Below are 13,005 nucleotides of genomic sequence, written 5' to 3' on the forward strand. Positions count from 1 at the left end.
CCGCCTGGGTAGCTTCAGAACAGCTCGACGTCGTCGTTGGCCACCTTGGCGGCCAGCTGGCCGCTGGCCACCAGGTCGTCATAAAAGCAGACCTGGTTGCGTCCGTGCTCTTTGGCGTAATACAGCGCCTGGTCGGCCTGCCCCAGTATCTCCACGGGCGAACCCTGCATGGTGCTCACAAAACCCAGGCTCACCGTGACCTGGCCCACCTGCGGGAAGTTGTATTCCTGCACCGCAAGCCGGAAGCGGTTGAACACCTTGTGGGCGGTGCTGAGCGTGGTGGAGCGCAGCAGCACCACGAATTCTTCGCCGCCAAAGCGGAAGATGCGGTCGTGGCTGCGAAACGAGCTGCGCAGGATGTTGGCAATCAGGATCAGCACTTCGTCGCCATACAGGTGGCCAAAGCGGTCGTTGACCTGCTTGAAGTGATCGATATCCACCACCGCCAGCCATTGCTGCACGGGCTCGCCGGGCTGTGAGCCTTCTTCGGGGGGAAGAGATTCGGTAACAGTGCCCGGGCGGCCACTGGAAAGGCCATTGAGCGCATGGCGCGAGAACTGCTCATCGAAGGTCTTGCGGTTGAACAGGCCGGTGAGGGCGTCGCGTTCGCTGTAGTCCAGCAGGCTCTGGTAGTTCTGGTAGACCTGGAACACGCCCTTGAGCACTTCCAGCTTGTGCGCCGAGAACGCGCGCGACTGCGTGATCTCCAGACAGGTGGTGACCTTGTCATGCATCCACACCGGCAGCCAGAGCACATGGCGCCCCCTGCGGGGCGATGCGAGGGCGCTGTCCCCCTGGCTGGCTACGCAATCGCGAAGTGCGGGGTATTTTTCCAGCGTTTCGCGGCGAGGGTCTGCGGCGGCTTCGGAATCGGTCGAGACGAGCTGTCCGTCCTCAACCCAGGAACGGGGGCGTACATGGGCCACGCCGTCAACGGTGAAAAGCTCCAGCGCGCGCACTTCAACGATGCCACTGAGCGTTTGCAGCGTGGACAGCACCGACACCTCCAACCGCAAGTGGTCGCGGTGGCCAGTCATTTCCACCAGGTTCTGGAGAATGGGCTTCATTGGGATGTACGGTGGAGCACTAGGCACAGCTTGTCAATGTCGTCGCACGAACACAACATCCCACACGCCATGCCCCAGCCGCAGGCCCCGGTTCTCGAACTTGGTCAGGGGCCGATAGTCGGGCTGCGGAGCAAAGTCCGTGGCGGTGTTCTGCAACAGGGGTTCGGCGCCCAGCACCTGCAGCATCTGCTCGGCATAGGGCTGCCAGTCGGTCGCGCAGTGCAGGTAGCCACCGGGCTTGAGGCGGGCCGCCAGCTTGGCCACCAGCGGGCCCTGAATCAGGCGGCGCTTGTTGTGTTTGGTCTTGTGCCAGGGGTCGGGAAAGAAGATGTGCACACCGTCCAGGCTGCCCTCGGGCAGCATGTGGTCGATGACCTCCACGGCGTCGTGCTGCAGGATGCGGATGTTGGTCAGCTCCTGTTCGCCAATGCGCTTGAGCAGTGCGCCCACCCCCGGCTCGTGCACCTCGCAGCACAGGAAGTTGTCATCGGGGCGCACGCGGGCGATGTGGGCCGTGGCCTCGCCCATGCCAAAGCCAATTTCGAGAATCAGCGGTGCCGTGCGGCCAAAGGCCGAAGCGGCGTCGAGCGGCGCCGGGGCATACGGCAGGACAAAGCGGGGGCCGAAGTCTTCAAAGGCCTTGGCCTGGCCCGTGGTGGTGCGGCCAGCACGGCGCACAAAGCTTTTGATGGTCTTGGGGTGGGTCACGCCAGCGGGAACCCCGCCAGATGTCGTCGCGGGGGCTGCAGCGGGCGCAGCGGTGGGGGCGGAAGCGGTAGGGGTCAGTTCGGTCACGGTGCGCCATTGTAGTTTCGTCGCCACGCGGCGACCCACAGGGTCAGTGCGTCAGAGATGCCAGGGCTGTGCGGGGCAGGCAGCGATGGCAGGCCCAGCACCCGCGCGGCATCGTTCAGAGCCTGCAGCGGGTGGGACAGGTCCAGCGCGCGGGCGCCGTTCTGCTTGGAGAGTTTTTCGCCGTTGTCGCCACACACCAGCGGGGTGTGCAGGTAGCGGGGCGTGGGCACGCCCAGGGCCTGCTGCAGCAAGATCTGGCGCGGGGTGTTGTCGGCCAGGTCTTCGCCGCGCACCACATCGGTGACGCCCTGGTCGGCGTCGTCCACCACCACGGCGAGCTGGTAGGCCCAGAGCCCGTCGGCCCGGCGCAGGATGAAATCACCCACCGCTTGTTCCACGTCCTGCTGCTGCAGACCCAGGCGGCGGTCCTCCCACTGCAGGAGATGATTTGCTATGATTTTTGCAGCTACTGGCGCTTTGCCATCAAGCGCCAGGGCCTGTTTTTGCTTGAAATCTGTGACATTGAACCGCCATGCGCGCCCGGCGCGGCCCTGCAGCCCGTGGCGACAGGTGCCTGGGTAAGGCAGCGCGGCATGGCGCTCACGCGTGTGGCCCTGGGCGGCATGGGCGTCTTCGATATCCTTGCGCGAGCAGGCGCAGGGGTAGGCGTGGCCTTGGGCTACCAATTGGTCCAGCGCCCGCTGGTAGAGCGGGCTGCGGGTGGACTGCCATTGGGGGGGAGCGTCGGGCACCATGCCGCAGCTGGCCAGCTGTTGCAGGATGAGCCGGTCCGCCCCCGGCACGCAGCGGGGTGTGTCCACATCTTCAATGCGAACAAGCCACTGGCCCCGGTGTGCCCGCGCGTCCAGCCAGCTGGCGAGGGCCGCTACCAGGGAGCCCGCATGCAGCGGCCCCGTGGGCGAAGGGGCAAACCGGCCCACGTAGCGCCGTGCAGCGCCCACCTCGGCCGTCATGCCACGGCAAGTGCCAGTTCCAGTCCCGACACGAAGGCGTCTTCAACCCGGTGCCCCAGGCACCAGTCACCACATGCACCCAGGCCCATGGATTTGTCCCACAGGTGGCTCTTGCCCAGCGGGTGGGTGGTCTGGGCATAGCGCCAGCGGCGTGTGTCCGCATGGGCGGGGGCGGCACGAATGCCCGTGACTTCGGCAAAGGCCTTGATGAGCTTGGCCTGCACGCGGGCTTCGTCGTCTTCGAGGTGTTCGGCAGACCAGGCGGGGCTGGCCTGCACCGTCCAGCGTTCGACCACATTGCGGCCGGGCTTGGACGACTCGCGCGCCAGCCAGGCGATGCGGTGGTGTGTGCTGCGTGCCGCATTCCACTGCGGGCCCAGCGTGGTCAGGCCGGGGCGCACGGCCTGCGGGTAGGCCAGCATCAGTGTCCAGCAGGGGGCAATGGCCACCTTGGACAGGGCGTCGGTCAGCGGGGTGTCCACCGCCGAGCTGGCCAGCAGGGCCTGGGCGGGCACCGAAGGCTGGGCCAGCAGCACAGCGTCGAAACCGGCATAGACGTGCTGGCTGCCCGCAGGCCCTTCGGTGCGCAGTTGCCAGCCAGGGGCGTTCAACGAATCGGGCTCAATGGAGGTGACGCGGGTGTGGGTGATGAGCTGGCCGGCCTTGAGCAGCGGCTCGGCCCAGGCGCCCACCAGGGACTGCATGCCTGGGCTGGCCACCCAGTGTGCTTCGCGGTGGGGCAGGCCCGCAGCGGCCACACGGCCTGCGGCGTCCAGCACCTGCACGGAATTGGCGCTCCAGCGCTTGCAGATGCCGGGCACGGTGTCGATGGCGCGGGCAAAACGCGGGTCGCGCACGGTGAAGTACTGGGCACCCGCATCAAAGTTGCCAAAAGGGGTGTCGATGGTGGCAGTGCGGCCGCCCGCCTGGGAGGATTTCTCGAACACCGTCACGCGGTGCCCGGCCTGCACCAGGGTGCGTGCACAGGCAATACCAGCCATGCCAGCGCCGATGATGGCGAAGTGGCGCTGGGGTTTGCCAGAGAACGTGGTGGGGGCTGCGGGGGCTGCAACGGGGGGGGTTGCCAGTGCAGTGTTGCGTCGGAGCCGTTTGGCGGGAAGAGGATCGGGTTTGCTCATGGGAGGCCTTTCGGTGACGGTCGGCAAGCGAGATGCAATACAAAACCAACAGGAACCACTCTACACGCGGTATCACCCTGTCGGGACTTGATCGGGATCAGAAATGATGGTGGTTTTCCAGCAGAGCGCGGCGTGTGGTGGGGCTTTGCAGCTGGTTCAGCCACCATTGCAGCGCGCGGCCTGGTGCGGTGAAGCCCGGGCCGCCCCAGGCGTAGTGCACACGCACGTTGCGTTCCGGGCGGGCCACGCGGCGCTCGACCAGGCGGCCGGCCTCCAGGTAGGGGCGCACCATGGGCTCGGGCAGAAAACCGCCGCCCAGGCCACGCAGCTGCACGCGCACCTTGGCCTGCATGGTGTCCACCGTCAGTACGTCCTGCCCACCGAGCAGGCCCATGGTGGCGCCGCCACGTGTGGCCGAATCAGCCACGGCCACGGCCCGGTGTTCCAGCAAGGTGGCGTCTGAGATCGGTTCGGCAGCCGCCGCAAGCGGGTGGTGGGGCGCTACTACGTAGATGAACAATACATCGCCCAGCGTGCCCTGCTGCAGGCCCGCCACGTTGTTGCCCGCCACGGATACGCCGATGGCCAGGTCGGCCCGGCCGGAGGTCAGCGCCTCCAGCGTGCCGGTCATGATGCCGTCGCGCAACTTCAGCCGCGTCGGGGGTTTCATGGCGTAAAACGCATCCACCAGCTCCAGCATGGTGTGGGGCGAAATGATGCCGTCGATGGACAGCGTGAGCTGCGGCTCCCAGCCCGTGGCCACGCGGCGCACGCGGTGGGCCACGGCGTCAATGTCCTGCAACAGGCGCGCGCCTTCGCGCAACAGCTCCACTCCGGCCTCCGTGGGGCGGGCCTGGCGTGCGCTGCGGTCGAACAACAGCACATCCAGTGCGTCTTCAATCTGCCGCACGCGGTAGGTGAGGGCGCTGGGCACCAGGCCCAATTGCCGGGCGGCGGCGGCAAAGCTGCCCGCTTCGGCAATCACCTGCAGCATGGTCAGTGCATCGGGCGTCAGGACATCGCGTGCGTTTTGCATGGTGGTGCCATGTTAATTCAGATTATTTGAACATTGCCATCAATTCATCTGCCCCTGCAGGGCGCACTGCAGTCCTACAGTCGAGTCTTGAAAGGAGCACTCACATGCTGACTGTTCGTAAATCGCAAGACCGAGGCCACGCCGACCATGGCTGGCTCAATTCCTTCCACAGCTTCTCGTTTGCCGGGTACTACGACCCTGCCCACATGGGCTTTGGCAACCTGCGGGTCATCAACGAAGACCGCATCGCCCCGGGCACCGGGTTTGGCACCCATGGCCACCGCGACATGGAAATCATCAGCTATGTGCTGTCGGGCGAACTGGCCCACAAGGACAGCATGGGCAACATCAAGGGCATCCCGCCCGGCGACGTGCAGCGCATGAGCGCAGGCACCGGTGTGCAGCACAGCGAGTTCAACCACGCTGCAGGCCAGACCACGCACTTCCTGCAGATCTGGATCGAGCCCAATGTGCGTGGCATCCCGCCGAGCTACGAGCAAAAGACCTTTGCCGAGGCTGAAAAGCGCGGCGCCCTGCGCTTGGTGGCATCGCCCGACGGCGCCCAGGGCTCGGTCAAGATCCATGCCGATGCGGCCCTGTACGCAGGCTTGCTGGATGGCGCTGAATCCGCCACGCTGGCGCTGAACCCCGCCCGCAAGACCTATGTGCACTTGGTGCGCGGTGCACTCAGCGCCAATGGGCAAGCCCTGTCGGGCGGCGATGCGCTGCTGATGGAAAAGGAAACCACCTTGTCGTTGACCGATGGCCACGACGCCGAGGTGCTGGTGTTTGATCTGGCCGCCTGACATTCGACGTTCATTCTTCAACCCACTTTCACCCGGAGTTCTTCACCATGTTCACATCCCTGCAAAACCCCCTGGCTCTCGCATCGCGCCTGTTGCTGGCCGCCCTGTTTCTGCCTGCGGGCATCAGCAAGCTCACCGGCTTTGCTGGCACTGTCGGTTACATCACGTCGGTAGGCCTGCCCATGCCCACCGTGGCCGCCGCCGTGGCCGCTGCGGTCGAGGTGCTGGGCAGCCTGGCGCTGATCTTCGGCTTTGGCACGCGTCTGGCAGCGCTCGCGCTGGCATTCTTCACGCTGGTGGCCAGCTTCTTCTTTCATGCGTTCTGGGACCTGCCCGCTGACAAGCAAATGATGCAGCAGCTCATGTTCTTCAAGAACGTGGGCGTGACCGGCGGCCTGCTAGCACTGGCAGCGTTTGGCGCAGGCGGCTGGAGCCTGGATGCGCGCCAGTCGGGCCGCTGAGCGATCCCCTCAAAAGGCCTGCTGACCGCAGGGCTGTGGTTTCCAGCATTCAATCCGTTCTTCCGCCGTTCTCGCTTTCCTTGTTCCCCTCGTTTCAACAGGAGTTTTCTCATGGCACACATCGCAGTTGTTTACCACTCGGGTTACGGTCACACACAGCGCCTGGCGCAGGCCGTGGCAGAGGGCGCTGGCGCCCAGTTGATCGCCATCGATGCCGAGGGCAATCTGCCCGAAGGCGGCTGGGAAACGCTGGCCGCTGCCAGCGCCATCATCTTTGGCTCGCCCACTTACATGGCCGGCCCCAGCTGGCAGTTCAAGAAGTTTGCCGACGCCTCGTCCAAGCCCTGGTTCAGCCAGGCCTGGAAGGACAAGCTGTTCGCAGGCTTTACCAACAGCGCCAGCACCAATGGCGACAAGCAGATCACGCTGGACTACATGTTCCACCTGGCCATGCAGCACGGCGGCCTGTGGGTGGGCAACGGCATGATGCCCGCCAACTCCAAGGCCGCCACGCGCAACGATGTGAACTGGATCGGCTCGTTCAGTGGCGCCATGGCGCAGTCGCCATCGGACGCCTCGGCCGCCGAGATGTTCCCTGGCGACCTGGAAACCGGCAAGCAGTTTGGCCAGCGTGTGGCAGAGATAGCTGCCAAGCTGGGCAGCTGAACCGCTGAAGCTGGTAGGCTGGCGGCGTTGTTGTCCAGCCCTCAAGGAGCCACCCGATGAATCACCTTTTTGACCTTGTCTCTGTCGTCGATGCGATGGGGGTGCTGTCATGAACGCTTCCCTGCGTCTGTCGGGCCAAGCCAAGGACCTGGGTGGTGGCTTCACGGTACGGCGCCTGCTGCCCGCCGTGCAGCGCCAGGCGGTGGGGCCCTTCCTGTTTTTTGACCACTTCGGTCCGGTGACGGTGGAGCCCGATGCGGGCCACGATGTGCGGCCTCACCCCCACATCGGCCTGGCCACCGTGACCTACCTGTTCTCTGGCGCCATCATGCACCGCGACAGCCTGGGCTATGTGCAGCAGATTGAGCCCGGTGCCATCAACTGGATGACGGCGGGGCGCGGCATCGTGCATTCCGAGCGCCGCCCGGAGAGTCTCGCAAACCAGGCCTACGTGAACCATGGCATTCAGCTGTGGGCTGCTTTGCCGGTGACCCATGAAGAGGCAGAGCCTTCGTTTGTGCACACGCCTGCCGCTGCCATTCCGCAAGTGCTGGTGGGAGATGCCACGGTGCGGGTGCTGATTGGAGAAGCCTTCGGGCAGACCTCTCCAGTTGCCACCTATTCGCCCACGCTGTACCTGGATGTCCAGTTGCCCGCCGGTGCCACGTTGGAGATTCCGGCGCTGGTGCCCGAGATGGCGGTCTATACCGTGGATGCTCCGGTCCAGCTCAACGGAGACACCGTGGCTGCGCAGATTCTGGCAGTGGCGGAGCCCGGGCAGGCCACACACCTTGCTGCAGGTGATACCCCGGTGCGGTTGATGGTGATCGGTGGCGACGCGCTGGATGCGCCGCGCCACATGTGGTGGAACTTTGTCTCCAGCCGCAAGGACCGCATCGTGCAGGCTGCCGCTGACTGGGATGCCCAGGCCATGGGGCAGGTGCCGGGGGAGGTGGAGTGGATTCCGCTGCCAGAGCGCCGCTTCAAGGCCTGACTTGGCCAAATTGTTGGCTTTGAATGCCTGAAATTTCAAGCAAAATTGGCATCTAGCGCTTGATGGATGAGCGCTATAAGCTCACTTATTGATAGCGTTTTCGCTGTCGGTGGGTAAGGGGTCGGTAGACAGGTCTGCCGCCAGCACCCTGCGTTCATCGAACACAAAACAGCCGCCGTGGTAGTGCGCGCCATCGGTCAGTTCAAAGTATTTGAGGATGCCGCCTTCGAGCTGGTAGACATGCGAGAGGCCTTCTTCGCGCATCAGGATCGCGGCCTTCTCGCACCGGATGCCTCCGGTGCAGAAGCTCACCACGGTCTTGTCCTGCAGCTCGGTCTTGTGCGCGCGCAGGGCTGGCGGGAATTCGGTGAACTTGTCGATGCGCCAGTCGATGGCGTTGTCGAAGGTGCCAGCGTCCACCTCGAAGGCGTTGCGGGTGTCCAGCGTGACCACTTCGCGCCCCTCATCGTCATGGCCCTGCGCCAGCCAGCGTCGCAGGGTGGCCGGGTCCACCGAGGGCGCGCGGCCCTGGGCGGGGCGGATGGTGGGGTGGTCCATACGGATGATCTCGCGCTTGACCTTGACCAGCATCTTGCGAAACGGCACCGTGGCCGACCAGCTTTCCTTGGGCTCCAGATCGGCAAAACGGGCATCGGTGCGCAGCGCATCGACAAACCCGCGCACGGCCTCGGCCGCGCCCGCCAGAAAGAAGTTGATGCCTTCCTCGGCCAGAAGGATGGTGCCCTTGAGTCCCGCCGCCGTGGCGCGCGCATGCAGCAGCTCGCGAAGGGCCGCCGCATCGGGCAAAGGCACGAACTTGTAGCAGGAGATGTTCAGGACGGTGTCGATGGGGTTCACGGCAAATCAAATGAGCGCAGCGAGGGGCGCGCTTTCACTTCGGTCAAGGCAACTCGCTGAGGCCAGCGGGGGCACCGCGCTGCTGCCGGGCTGTGGCGCCTGCGAGCGTCTCAGGCGGCCGGGGTCAGCAGCGTGGTTTCGATCTTGTTGGCCAATTGGGCAATCGCCAGGGCCGCAGGGCAGCCCGGGGTTTGCAGCAGCAACAACTGGCGGCGCATGACCGCGTCGCGTACCGAGGGATCGGCCGGGATGTCGCCCATGTGGATCAAGCGCATCGGGCGACCGGATTCAGTGGTGACAAAGCGGTCCAGCACCTGCTGCAGCTGGCTGGTGATGGCGCGGCCGTCGCCTGGACGCGCGGCCTGGTTGATGACCATGCGCACATGCTGGCGCTTTTGCTGCATGGCCAGCACCTTGATGGCGGCGTAGGCGTCGGTCAGCGAGGTGGGTTCGGGCGTGGCCACGATGAGCACCTCGGACGCCAGCGAAATGGAAAACAGCACCACGTCGGAAATGCCGGCGCCGGTGTCCAGCAGCACCACGTCGTACTGGGGCGTGAGCGCCTGGATCACGCTCAGGAATTGATTGCGCACCTCGGGCGTGAGGCGCGAATACTCGACCATGCCCGAGCCTGCCAGCAGCACGTTGAAGCCACCCGGGGCCTGGATCACGGCCTCTTCGAGCGTGGCCTTGCCGGTGAAGACGTCGTGCAGGGTGATTTTGGGGTGCAGGTTTAGCACCACGTCCAGGTTGGCCAGGCCCAGGTCGGCGTCGAGCACCAGCACGCGCTGGCCACGGCGGGTGAGGGCCGCAGCCAGGTTGGCCGACACAAAGGTCTTGCCAACCCCGCCTTTGCCGCTGGTGATGGCAATGATGCGGGCACCCGTTGCAGAGTGCGAGGGTGAGGCGGCGCCAGCAGGAGCCGCTGGCGATGTGGGTGGGGGAGGGGACAGCGCGTCGCTCATCTTCTAACTTTCAGTAGGCGCTGCCTGTTGGGTTGGGGTCCACCGGAGGCAGGTCGCCCCAACCCGAGGGGGTGTAGAGCGGGCCAAACAACAGGCTTTTCTCTTCGGCACTGACAGTGCTGTCGGGTTGCTCCTCAATGCTGACGCGGTTGCGGCCTGCCGCCTTGGCCTGGTAGAGCTGGTGGTCGGCACGGTCGGTCCACAGCAAGGTGGTGGAGCGGATCCACTGCAGGGCAAAGGCGCCGCCAATGCTCACCGTGACATGGAGCTCCACCGAGCCCGAGACCTTGATGGGCGTGTTGGCAACGGCCCGCCGGATACGTTCGGCCACCACGCTGCCAAAGCCGGCCTGGCATGCGGGGAGCACCACGGCGAACTCCTCGCCACCGTAGCGCGCCAGCGTGTCCATGGGGCGCACGCAGGCACTGAGCGTGCGCGCCACCGACTGCAGCACGATATCGCCAGCCAGATGGCCATGCGTGTCGTTGACCTTCTTGAAATGGTCAATGTCGAGCATCAGCAGCAATGCTGCCTCTCCCGAGCGGGTGACGCGGTCGATTTCGCGTTCCAGCACGGCGCGGAAGTGCCGGCGGTTGGCCAGACCGGTGAGCGGGTCTTTGAGTGAGAGTTCACACAGTCCGTCGATCAGGCCCTGCAGGTAGCGCGAGGGCACCTCGCGGTGCAACGCTGCTTCGCTGCCGCCAGCCTGAGCCACCAGCGCGTGGGCAGTATCCAGGCGAAGGTCGCGCAGATCTACCAGATGAGAGGCCGCAGAGTCAGACACAAATGGAGCAAAAAGAGTTTGTGCAGTGTACCAGTGCGCCAGCGGGAAGACCCCCCGCCCCAGGTCTAGGTGAAACCCGCAGCGGTACTGGGAAAAGGGGGGTGAAAGGCTCCAGCATCACACCCGTTCCACCGGCTGCGGAAGCTGCTGCAGCGCTACCAGTGCTTCGGCGTCGGTGCGGTACATAGCAAGGCCCGTTCCGGGCTCCAGCAAACCGGCCTGGCGCAGAACCTGCTCTACGGGAAGCTTGAGGCCGCTGAGGTGCAATGTGCCCCCCCGTGATTGCAGCAGGGCCAGCAGCTGCGCGAAGGTCTCTACGCCCGTCACGTCGATCCGGTTGATGGGCTGGGCCATCAGGCACAGGTGCACTACATCGGGATGGGTGGCCAGGTGCTCGGTAACGCGCCGCTCCAGGGCGCTGGCCGAGGCAAAGTCCAGCTCGGCATCCATGCGCAGCGCCAGCAGCCGGGGAGCCAGAGCGGGCAGGTGCCACAGGTGCCGGTCGCGCAGGCTGCCATCCGGGTGCAGGCCCACTTCAATGATGCGGGGGTGCAGCCGCTGGTACAGAAAGTGGCTCAGGTTCATCAGCAAACCCACCAGCACGCCCCAGTACATGCGCGGGGCCGTGGCCAGCGTCAGTGCGAAGGTGATGCCGCCGATCACGGCCTCTACCCTTGACACCCGCCACAGGCGCAGCAGCATGCCGGGCTTGATGAGGCTGGTCACGGCGGTTACCACCACGGCAGCCAGCACCGACTGCGGCACGTGGTAAAGCGCCGGAGTGAGCCACAGCAGCACCACGAGTACCAGGGCAATGGCAAACAGCGTGGCCCAGCCGCTTTTGGCGCCCGCATACAGGTTGATGGCCGAGCGCGAGAACGAGGCGCTGGTTGCAAAGCTGCCAAACAGCCCACTGCTGATTTTGGCCAGGCCCTGGCCGATGAGGTCCTGGTTCTCATTCCAGCGCTCGCCGGACCGCTGGCTTTCTACCTTGGCGCTGGATGCCGTCTCCAAAAAACTCACCAGCGTGACGACCAGCACCGGCATCACCAGCGCAGAAAAGCTGGACCATGGCAGCGCTCCGGGCCAGTACGGGGCCGGCAGACCCGAGGGCAACGCGCCCACCACGGCTCCGCCAGCGTCGGCATAGTGCAGGGCCCAGCTCAGGGCGCCGGCCGCGCCCACCACCACAATGGCTGCAGGAAAGTTCGGCCGCCAGCGGCGGGCCAAAATCAGCAGCGCCAGACTGCCCAGGCCAAAAGCCGCCGCCGTGAGGTCAAACAGCCCGGTCGAAGGCGTTGACAGCAGCGCCCCCCAGTCTGACCGTAACCCGGTGAGTGCGGCCAGCTGCGAGCCCAAAATCAGTAGCGCCGCTGCCTGGGTAAACCCGCTCAATACGGGGGACGTCACAAGATTGAGCAGCCAGCCAAACCGCGCCATCCCCATGACCAGCTGCAGCAGGCCCGACAGCAAAGCGATCCACGCTGCCATGGCCACCCATTGCGCGCTGCCCGGCTCGGCCAAGCCTGTGAGTGACGCGCCGATCAGCAGGCTGGTAAGCGCTGTAGGCCCCACGCCGAGCCGCGTCGATGCGCTGAACAACACCGCCACCAGTGCAGGAATCAACGAGGCATAGATACCCGTCACCAGCGGCATGCCCGCCAGCGCTGCATAGGCGACCCCCTGCGGCACCAGCATCAGGCCCACCGTCATGCCCGCCCAGAACTCTCCTTTGATCAGGGCGCGGTCTGGCCGGGGCCAGGACAAAAAGGGGAACCAACGGGTGAGTGACGCAGCGGAAAAAGCCATGGGTACATTGTCGCGCCTCGGCATCGGGCCAGCTTTGCGCAATTTGCGGCATCGTCCTACAGGTGCCTAGGCTGCATCCGACCTAGTGCGCACCTGCCTGCGTTTACAGTCTCGCCATGTTTCAACCGCAAGGAGTTTCCGCATGAACAATCTGAAGATTTCCCAGCGTCCTGCACACCGTATTGCAACCATCCTGGCCGTGAGCGCCCTGGCCTTGGGTCTGTCTGCCTGCGGCAAGAAGGAAGAGCCGACTGTGGGCCAGCGCCTGGATTCCGCCGTCGAAAAGACCGAGCAGGCCGCTGCCGAAGCCCGCGCCAAGGCCGAAAGCGCCATGGAGAACGCTCAGACGAAGGTGGAGCAGGGTGCTGCGAGTGCAGAATCTTCGGCCAAGGATGCCGCCAACAAGGGCATGGTTTTTCTGAGTGACGCAGAAATCACCGCACAGATCAGCGCCAGCCTTGCCAAGGACCCCGACCTGAGCGCAGTGAAGATTGATGTCGATACAGCCAATGGCCGTGTGACGCTGAAAGGCCCCGCACCCTCCGCCGTGGCCCGTGAGCGCGCCGAAGGCATTGCCAAGGCCGTGAATGGCGTTAGTTCTGTGAACAATCAGCTGGTGGTCAGCGCGAGCTAAGCGCGCGGGCTGGCATC

Annotated in this window: 14 protein-coding genes; 5 read left to right on the forward strand and 9 right to left on the reverse strand. The window is 65.2% G+C overall.

What is annotated here, in order from left to right; genetic code table 11:
- Positions 1-14 precede the first annotated feature (14 nt).
- The 5 genes from ACSQ22_RS09760 to ACSQ22_RS09780 all read right to left on the reverse strand — a co-directional run bounded on the left by ACSQ22_RS09760 (position 15) and on the right by ACSQ22_RS09780 (position 5,011).
- On the reverse strand, positions 15-1,067 hold the full coding sequence (locus tag ACSQ22_RS09760) for a GGDEF domain-containing protein (protein ID WP_055398103.1): 1,053 nt from the start codon (positions 1,065-1,067) through the stop codon (positions 15-17).
- A gap of 33 nt (positions 1,068-1,100) precedes the next feature.
- Positions 1,101-1,862 carry a tRNA (guanosine(46)-N7)-methyltransferase TrmB gene (gene trmB / locus ACSQ22_RS09765; RefSeq protein WP_055398104.1) on the reverse strand — a complete coding sequence of 254 codons (762 nt, stop codon included), beginning with the start codon at positions 1,860-1,862 and terminating at the stop codon, positions 1,101-1,103.
- The gene (gene gluQRS / locus ACSQ22_RS09770) at positions 1,859-2,836 is read right to left on the reverse strand and encodes a tRNA glutamyl-Q(34) synthetase GluQRS (protein ID WP_431152901.1); all 978 of its coding nucleotides are present in this window, start codon (positions 2,834-2,836) and stop codon (positions 1,859-1,861) included. The genes trmB and gluQRS overlap by 4 nt, the downstream gene beginning before the upstream one ends.
- The gene (locus ACSQ22_RS09775; RefSeq protein WP_255669567.1) at positions 2,833-3,975 is read right to left on the reverse strand and encodes an NAD(P)/FAD-dependent oxidoreductase; all 1,143 of its coding nucleotides are present in this window, start codon (positions 3,973-3,975) and stop codon (positions 2,833-2,835) included. The genes gluQRS and ACSQ22_RS09775 overlap by 4 nt, the downstream gene beginning before the upstream one ends.
- A 97-nt stretch (positions 3,976-4,072) precedes the next feature.
- Positions 4,073-5,011, reverse strand: coding sequence for a LysR substrate-binding domain-containing protein (locus ACSQ22_RS09780; RefSeq protein WP_055398106.1), 939 nt, complete (start codon positions 5,009-5,011; stop codon positions 4,073-4,075).
- Between the two features lie 104 nt (positions 5,012-5,115).
- On the opposite strand from ACSQ22_RS09780, the gene ACSQ22_RS09785 reads away from it, so the two are divergent.
- From ACSQ22_RS09785 to ACSQ22_RS09800, 4 genes are all read left to right on the forward strand, one after another.
- The gene (locus ACSQ22_RS09785) at positions 5,116-5,817 is read left to right on the forward strand and encodes a pirin family protein (RefSeq protein ID WP_121506527.1); all 702 of its coding nucleotides are present in this window, start codon (positions 5,116-5,118) and stop codon (positions 5,815-5,817) included.
- A gap of 47 nt (positions 5,818-5,864) precedes the next feature.
- Entirely contained in the window at positions 5,865-6,278 is a 414-nt protein-coding gene (locus tag ACSQ22_RS09790) for a DoxX family protein (protein WP_055398108.1), read from the forward strand.
- 111 nt (positions 6,279-6,389) lie between these two features.
- On the forward strand, positions 6,390-6,944 hold the full coding sequence (locus ACSQ22_RS09795) for a flavodoxin family protein (protein ID WP_436130175.1): 555 nt from the start codon (positions 6,390-6,392) through the stop codon (positions 6,942-6,944).
- A gap of 109 nt (positions 6,945-7,053) precedes the next feature.
- Positions 7,054-7,938, forward strand: coding sequence for a pirin family protein (locus ACSQ22_RS09800; RefSeq protein ID WP_121419998.1), 885 nt, complete (start codon positions 7,054-7,056; stop codon positions 7,936-7,938).
- Positions 7,939-8,019: 81 nt separating this feature from the next.
- On the opposite strand, the gene ACSQ22_RS09805 is transcribed toward ACSQ22_RS09800, so the two are convergent.
- The 4 genes from ACSQ22_RS09805 to ACSQ22_RS09820 all read right to left on the reverse strand — a co-directional run bounded on the left by ACSQ22_RS09805 (position 8,020) and on the right by ACSQ22_RS09820 (position 12,354).
- Positions 8,020-8,787 (reverse strand): sulfurtransferase, encoded by a 768-nt coding sequence (locus ACSQ22_RS09805; RefSeq protein WP_121422718.1) that lies wholly within the window; start codon positions 8,785-8,787, stop codon positions 8,020-8,022.
- Between the two features lie 119 nt (positions 8,788-8,906).
- A complete protein-coding gene (locus ACSQ22_RS09810; RefSeq protein WP_121506525.1) occupies positions 8,907-9,761 on the reverse strand; it encodes a MinD/ParA family protein in 855 nt (284 codons plus the stop codon).
- Between the two features lie 10 nt (positions 9,762-9,771).
- On the reverse strand, positions 9,772-10,545 hold the full coding sequence (locus ACSQ22_RS09815) for a GGDEF domain-containing protein (protein ID WP_055398112.1): 774 nt from the start codon (positions 10,543-10,545) through the stop codon (positions 9,772-9,774).
- A gap of 117 nt (positions 10,546-10,662) precedes the next feature.
- Positions 10,663-12,354: a SulP family inorganic anion transporter gene (locus ACSQ22_RS09820; protein WP_436130176.1), complete on the reverse strand. Its 1,692-nt coding sequence runs from the start codon at positions 12,352-12,354 to the stop codon at positions 10,663-10,665.
- 142 nt (positions 12,355-12,496) lie between these two features.
- Between ACSQ22_RS09820 and ACSQ22_RS09825 the strand changes: the two genes are divergently transcribed.
- Complete coding sequence (locus ACSQ22_RS09825; RefSeq protein ID WP_436130177.1) at positions 12,497-12,988, forward strand: BON domain-containing protein; 492 nt, start codon at positions 12,497-12,499, stop codon at positions 12,986-12,988.
- Positions 12,989-13,005 lie beyond the last annotated feature (17 nt).

Origin of the sequence: Acidovorax sp. LjRoot38 (assembly GCF_964252975.1) — a bacterium.
Lineage (GTDB): Bacteria > Pseudomonadota > Gammaproteobacteria > Burkholderiales > Burkholderiaceae_C > Acidovorax > Acidovorax facilis.

What these genes read in the sequence shown, in the direction of transcription:
- ACSQ22_RS09810 (WP_121506525.1), bottom strand. Translation starts at nt 9,761, where the DNA reads ATGAGCGACGCGCTGTCCCCTCCCCCACCCACATCGCCAGCGGCTCCT.
- gluQRS (WP_431152901.1), bottom strand. Translation starts at nt 2,836, where the DNA reads ATGACGGCCGAGGTGGGCGCTGCACGGCGCTACGTGGGCCGGTTTGCC.
- ACSQ22_RS09785 (WP_121506527.1), top strand. Translation starts at nt 5,116, where the DNA reads ATGCTGACTGTTCGTAAATCGCAAGACCGAGGCCACGCCGACCATGGC.
- ACSQ22_RS09825 (WP_436130177.1), top strand. Translation starts at nt 12,497, where the DNA reads ATGAACAATCTGAAGATTTCCCAGCGTCCTGCACACCGTATTGCAACC.
- ACSQ22_RS09790 (WP_055398108.1), top strand. Translation starts at nt 5,865, where the DNA reads ATGTTCACATCCCTGCAAAACCCCCTGGCTCTCGCATCGCGCCTGTTG.
- ACSQ22_RS09760 (WP_055398103.1), bottom strand. Translation starts at nt 1,067, where the DNA reads ATGAAGCCCATTCTCCAGAACCTGGTGGAAATGACTGGCCACCGCGAC.
- ACSQ22_RS09800 (WP_121419998.1), top strand. Translation starts at nt 7,054, where the DNA reads ATGAACGCTTCCCTGCGTCTGTCGGGCCAAGCCAAGGACCTGGGTGGT.
- ACSQ22_RS09780 (WP_055398106.1), bottom strand. Translation starts at nt 5,011, where the DNA reads ATGCAAAACGCACGCGATGTCCTGACGCCCGATGCACTGACCATGCTG.
- ACSQ22_RS09795 (WP_436130175.1), top strand. Translation starts at nt 6,390, where the DNA reads ATGGCACACATCGCAGTTGTTTACCACTCGGGTTACGGTCACACACAG.
- ACSQ22_RS09820 (WP_436130176.1), bottom strand. Translation starts at nt 12,354, where the DNA reads ATGGCTTTTTCCGCTGCGTCACTCACCCGTTGGTTCCCCTTTTTGTCC.
- ACSQ22_RS09775 (WP_255669567.1), bottom strand. Translation starts at nt 3,975, where the DNA reads ATGAGCAAACCCGATCCTCTTCCCGCCAAACGGCTCCGACGCAACACT.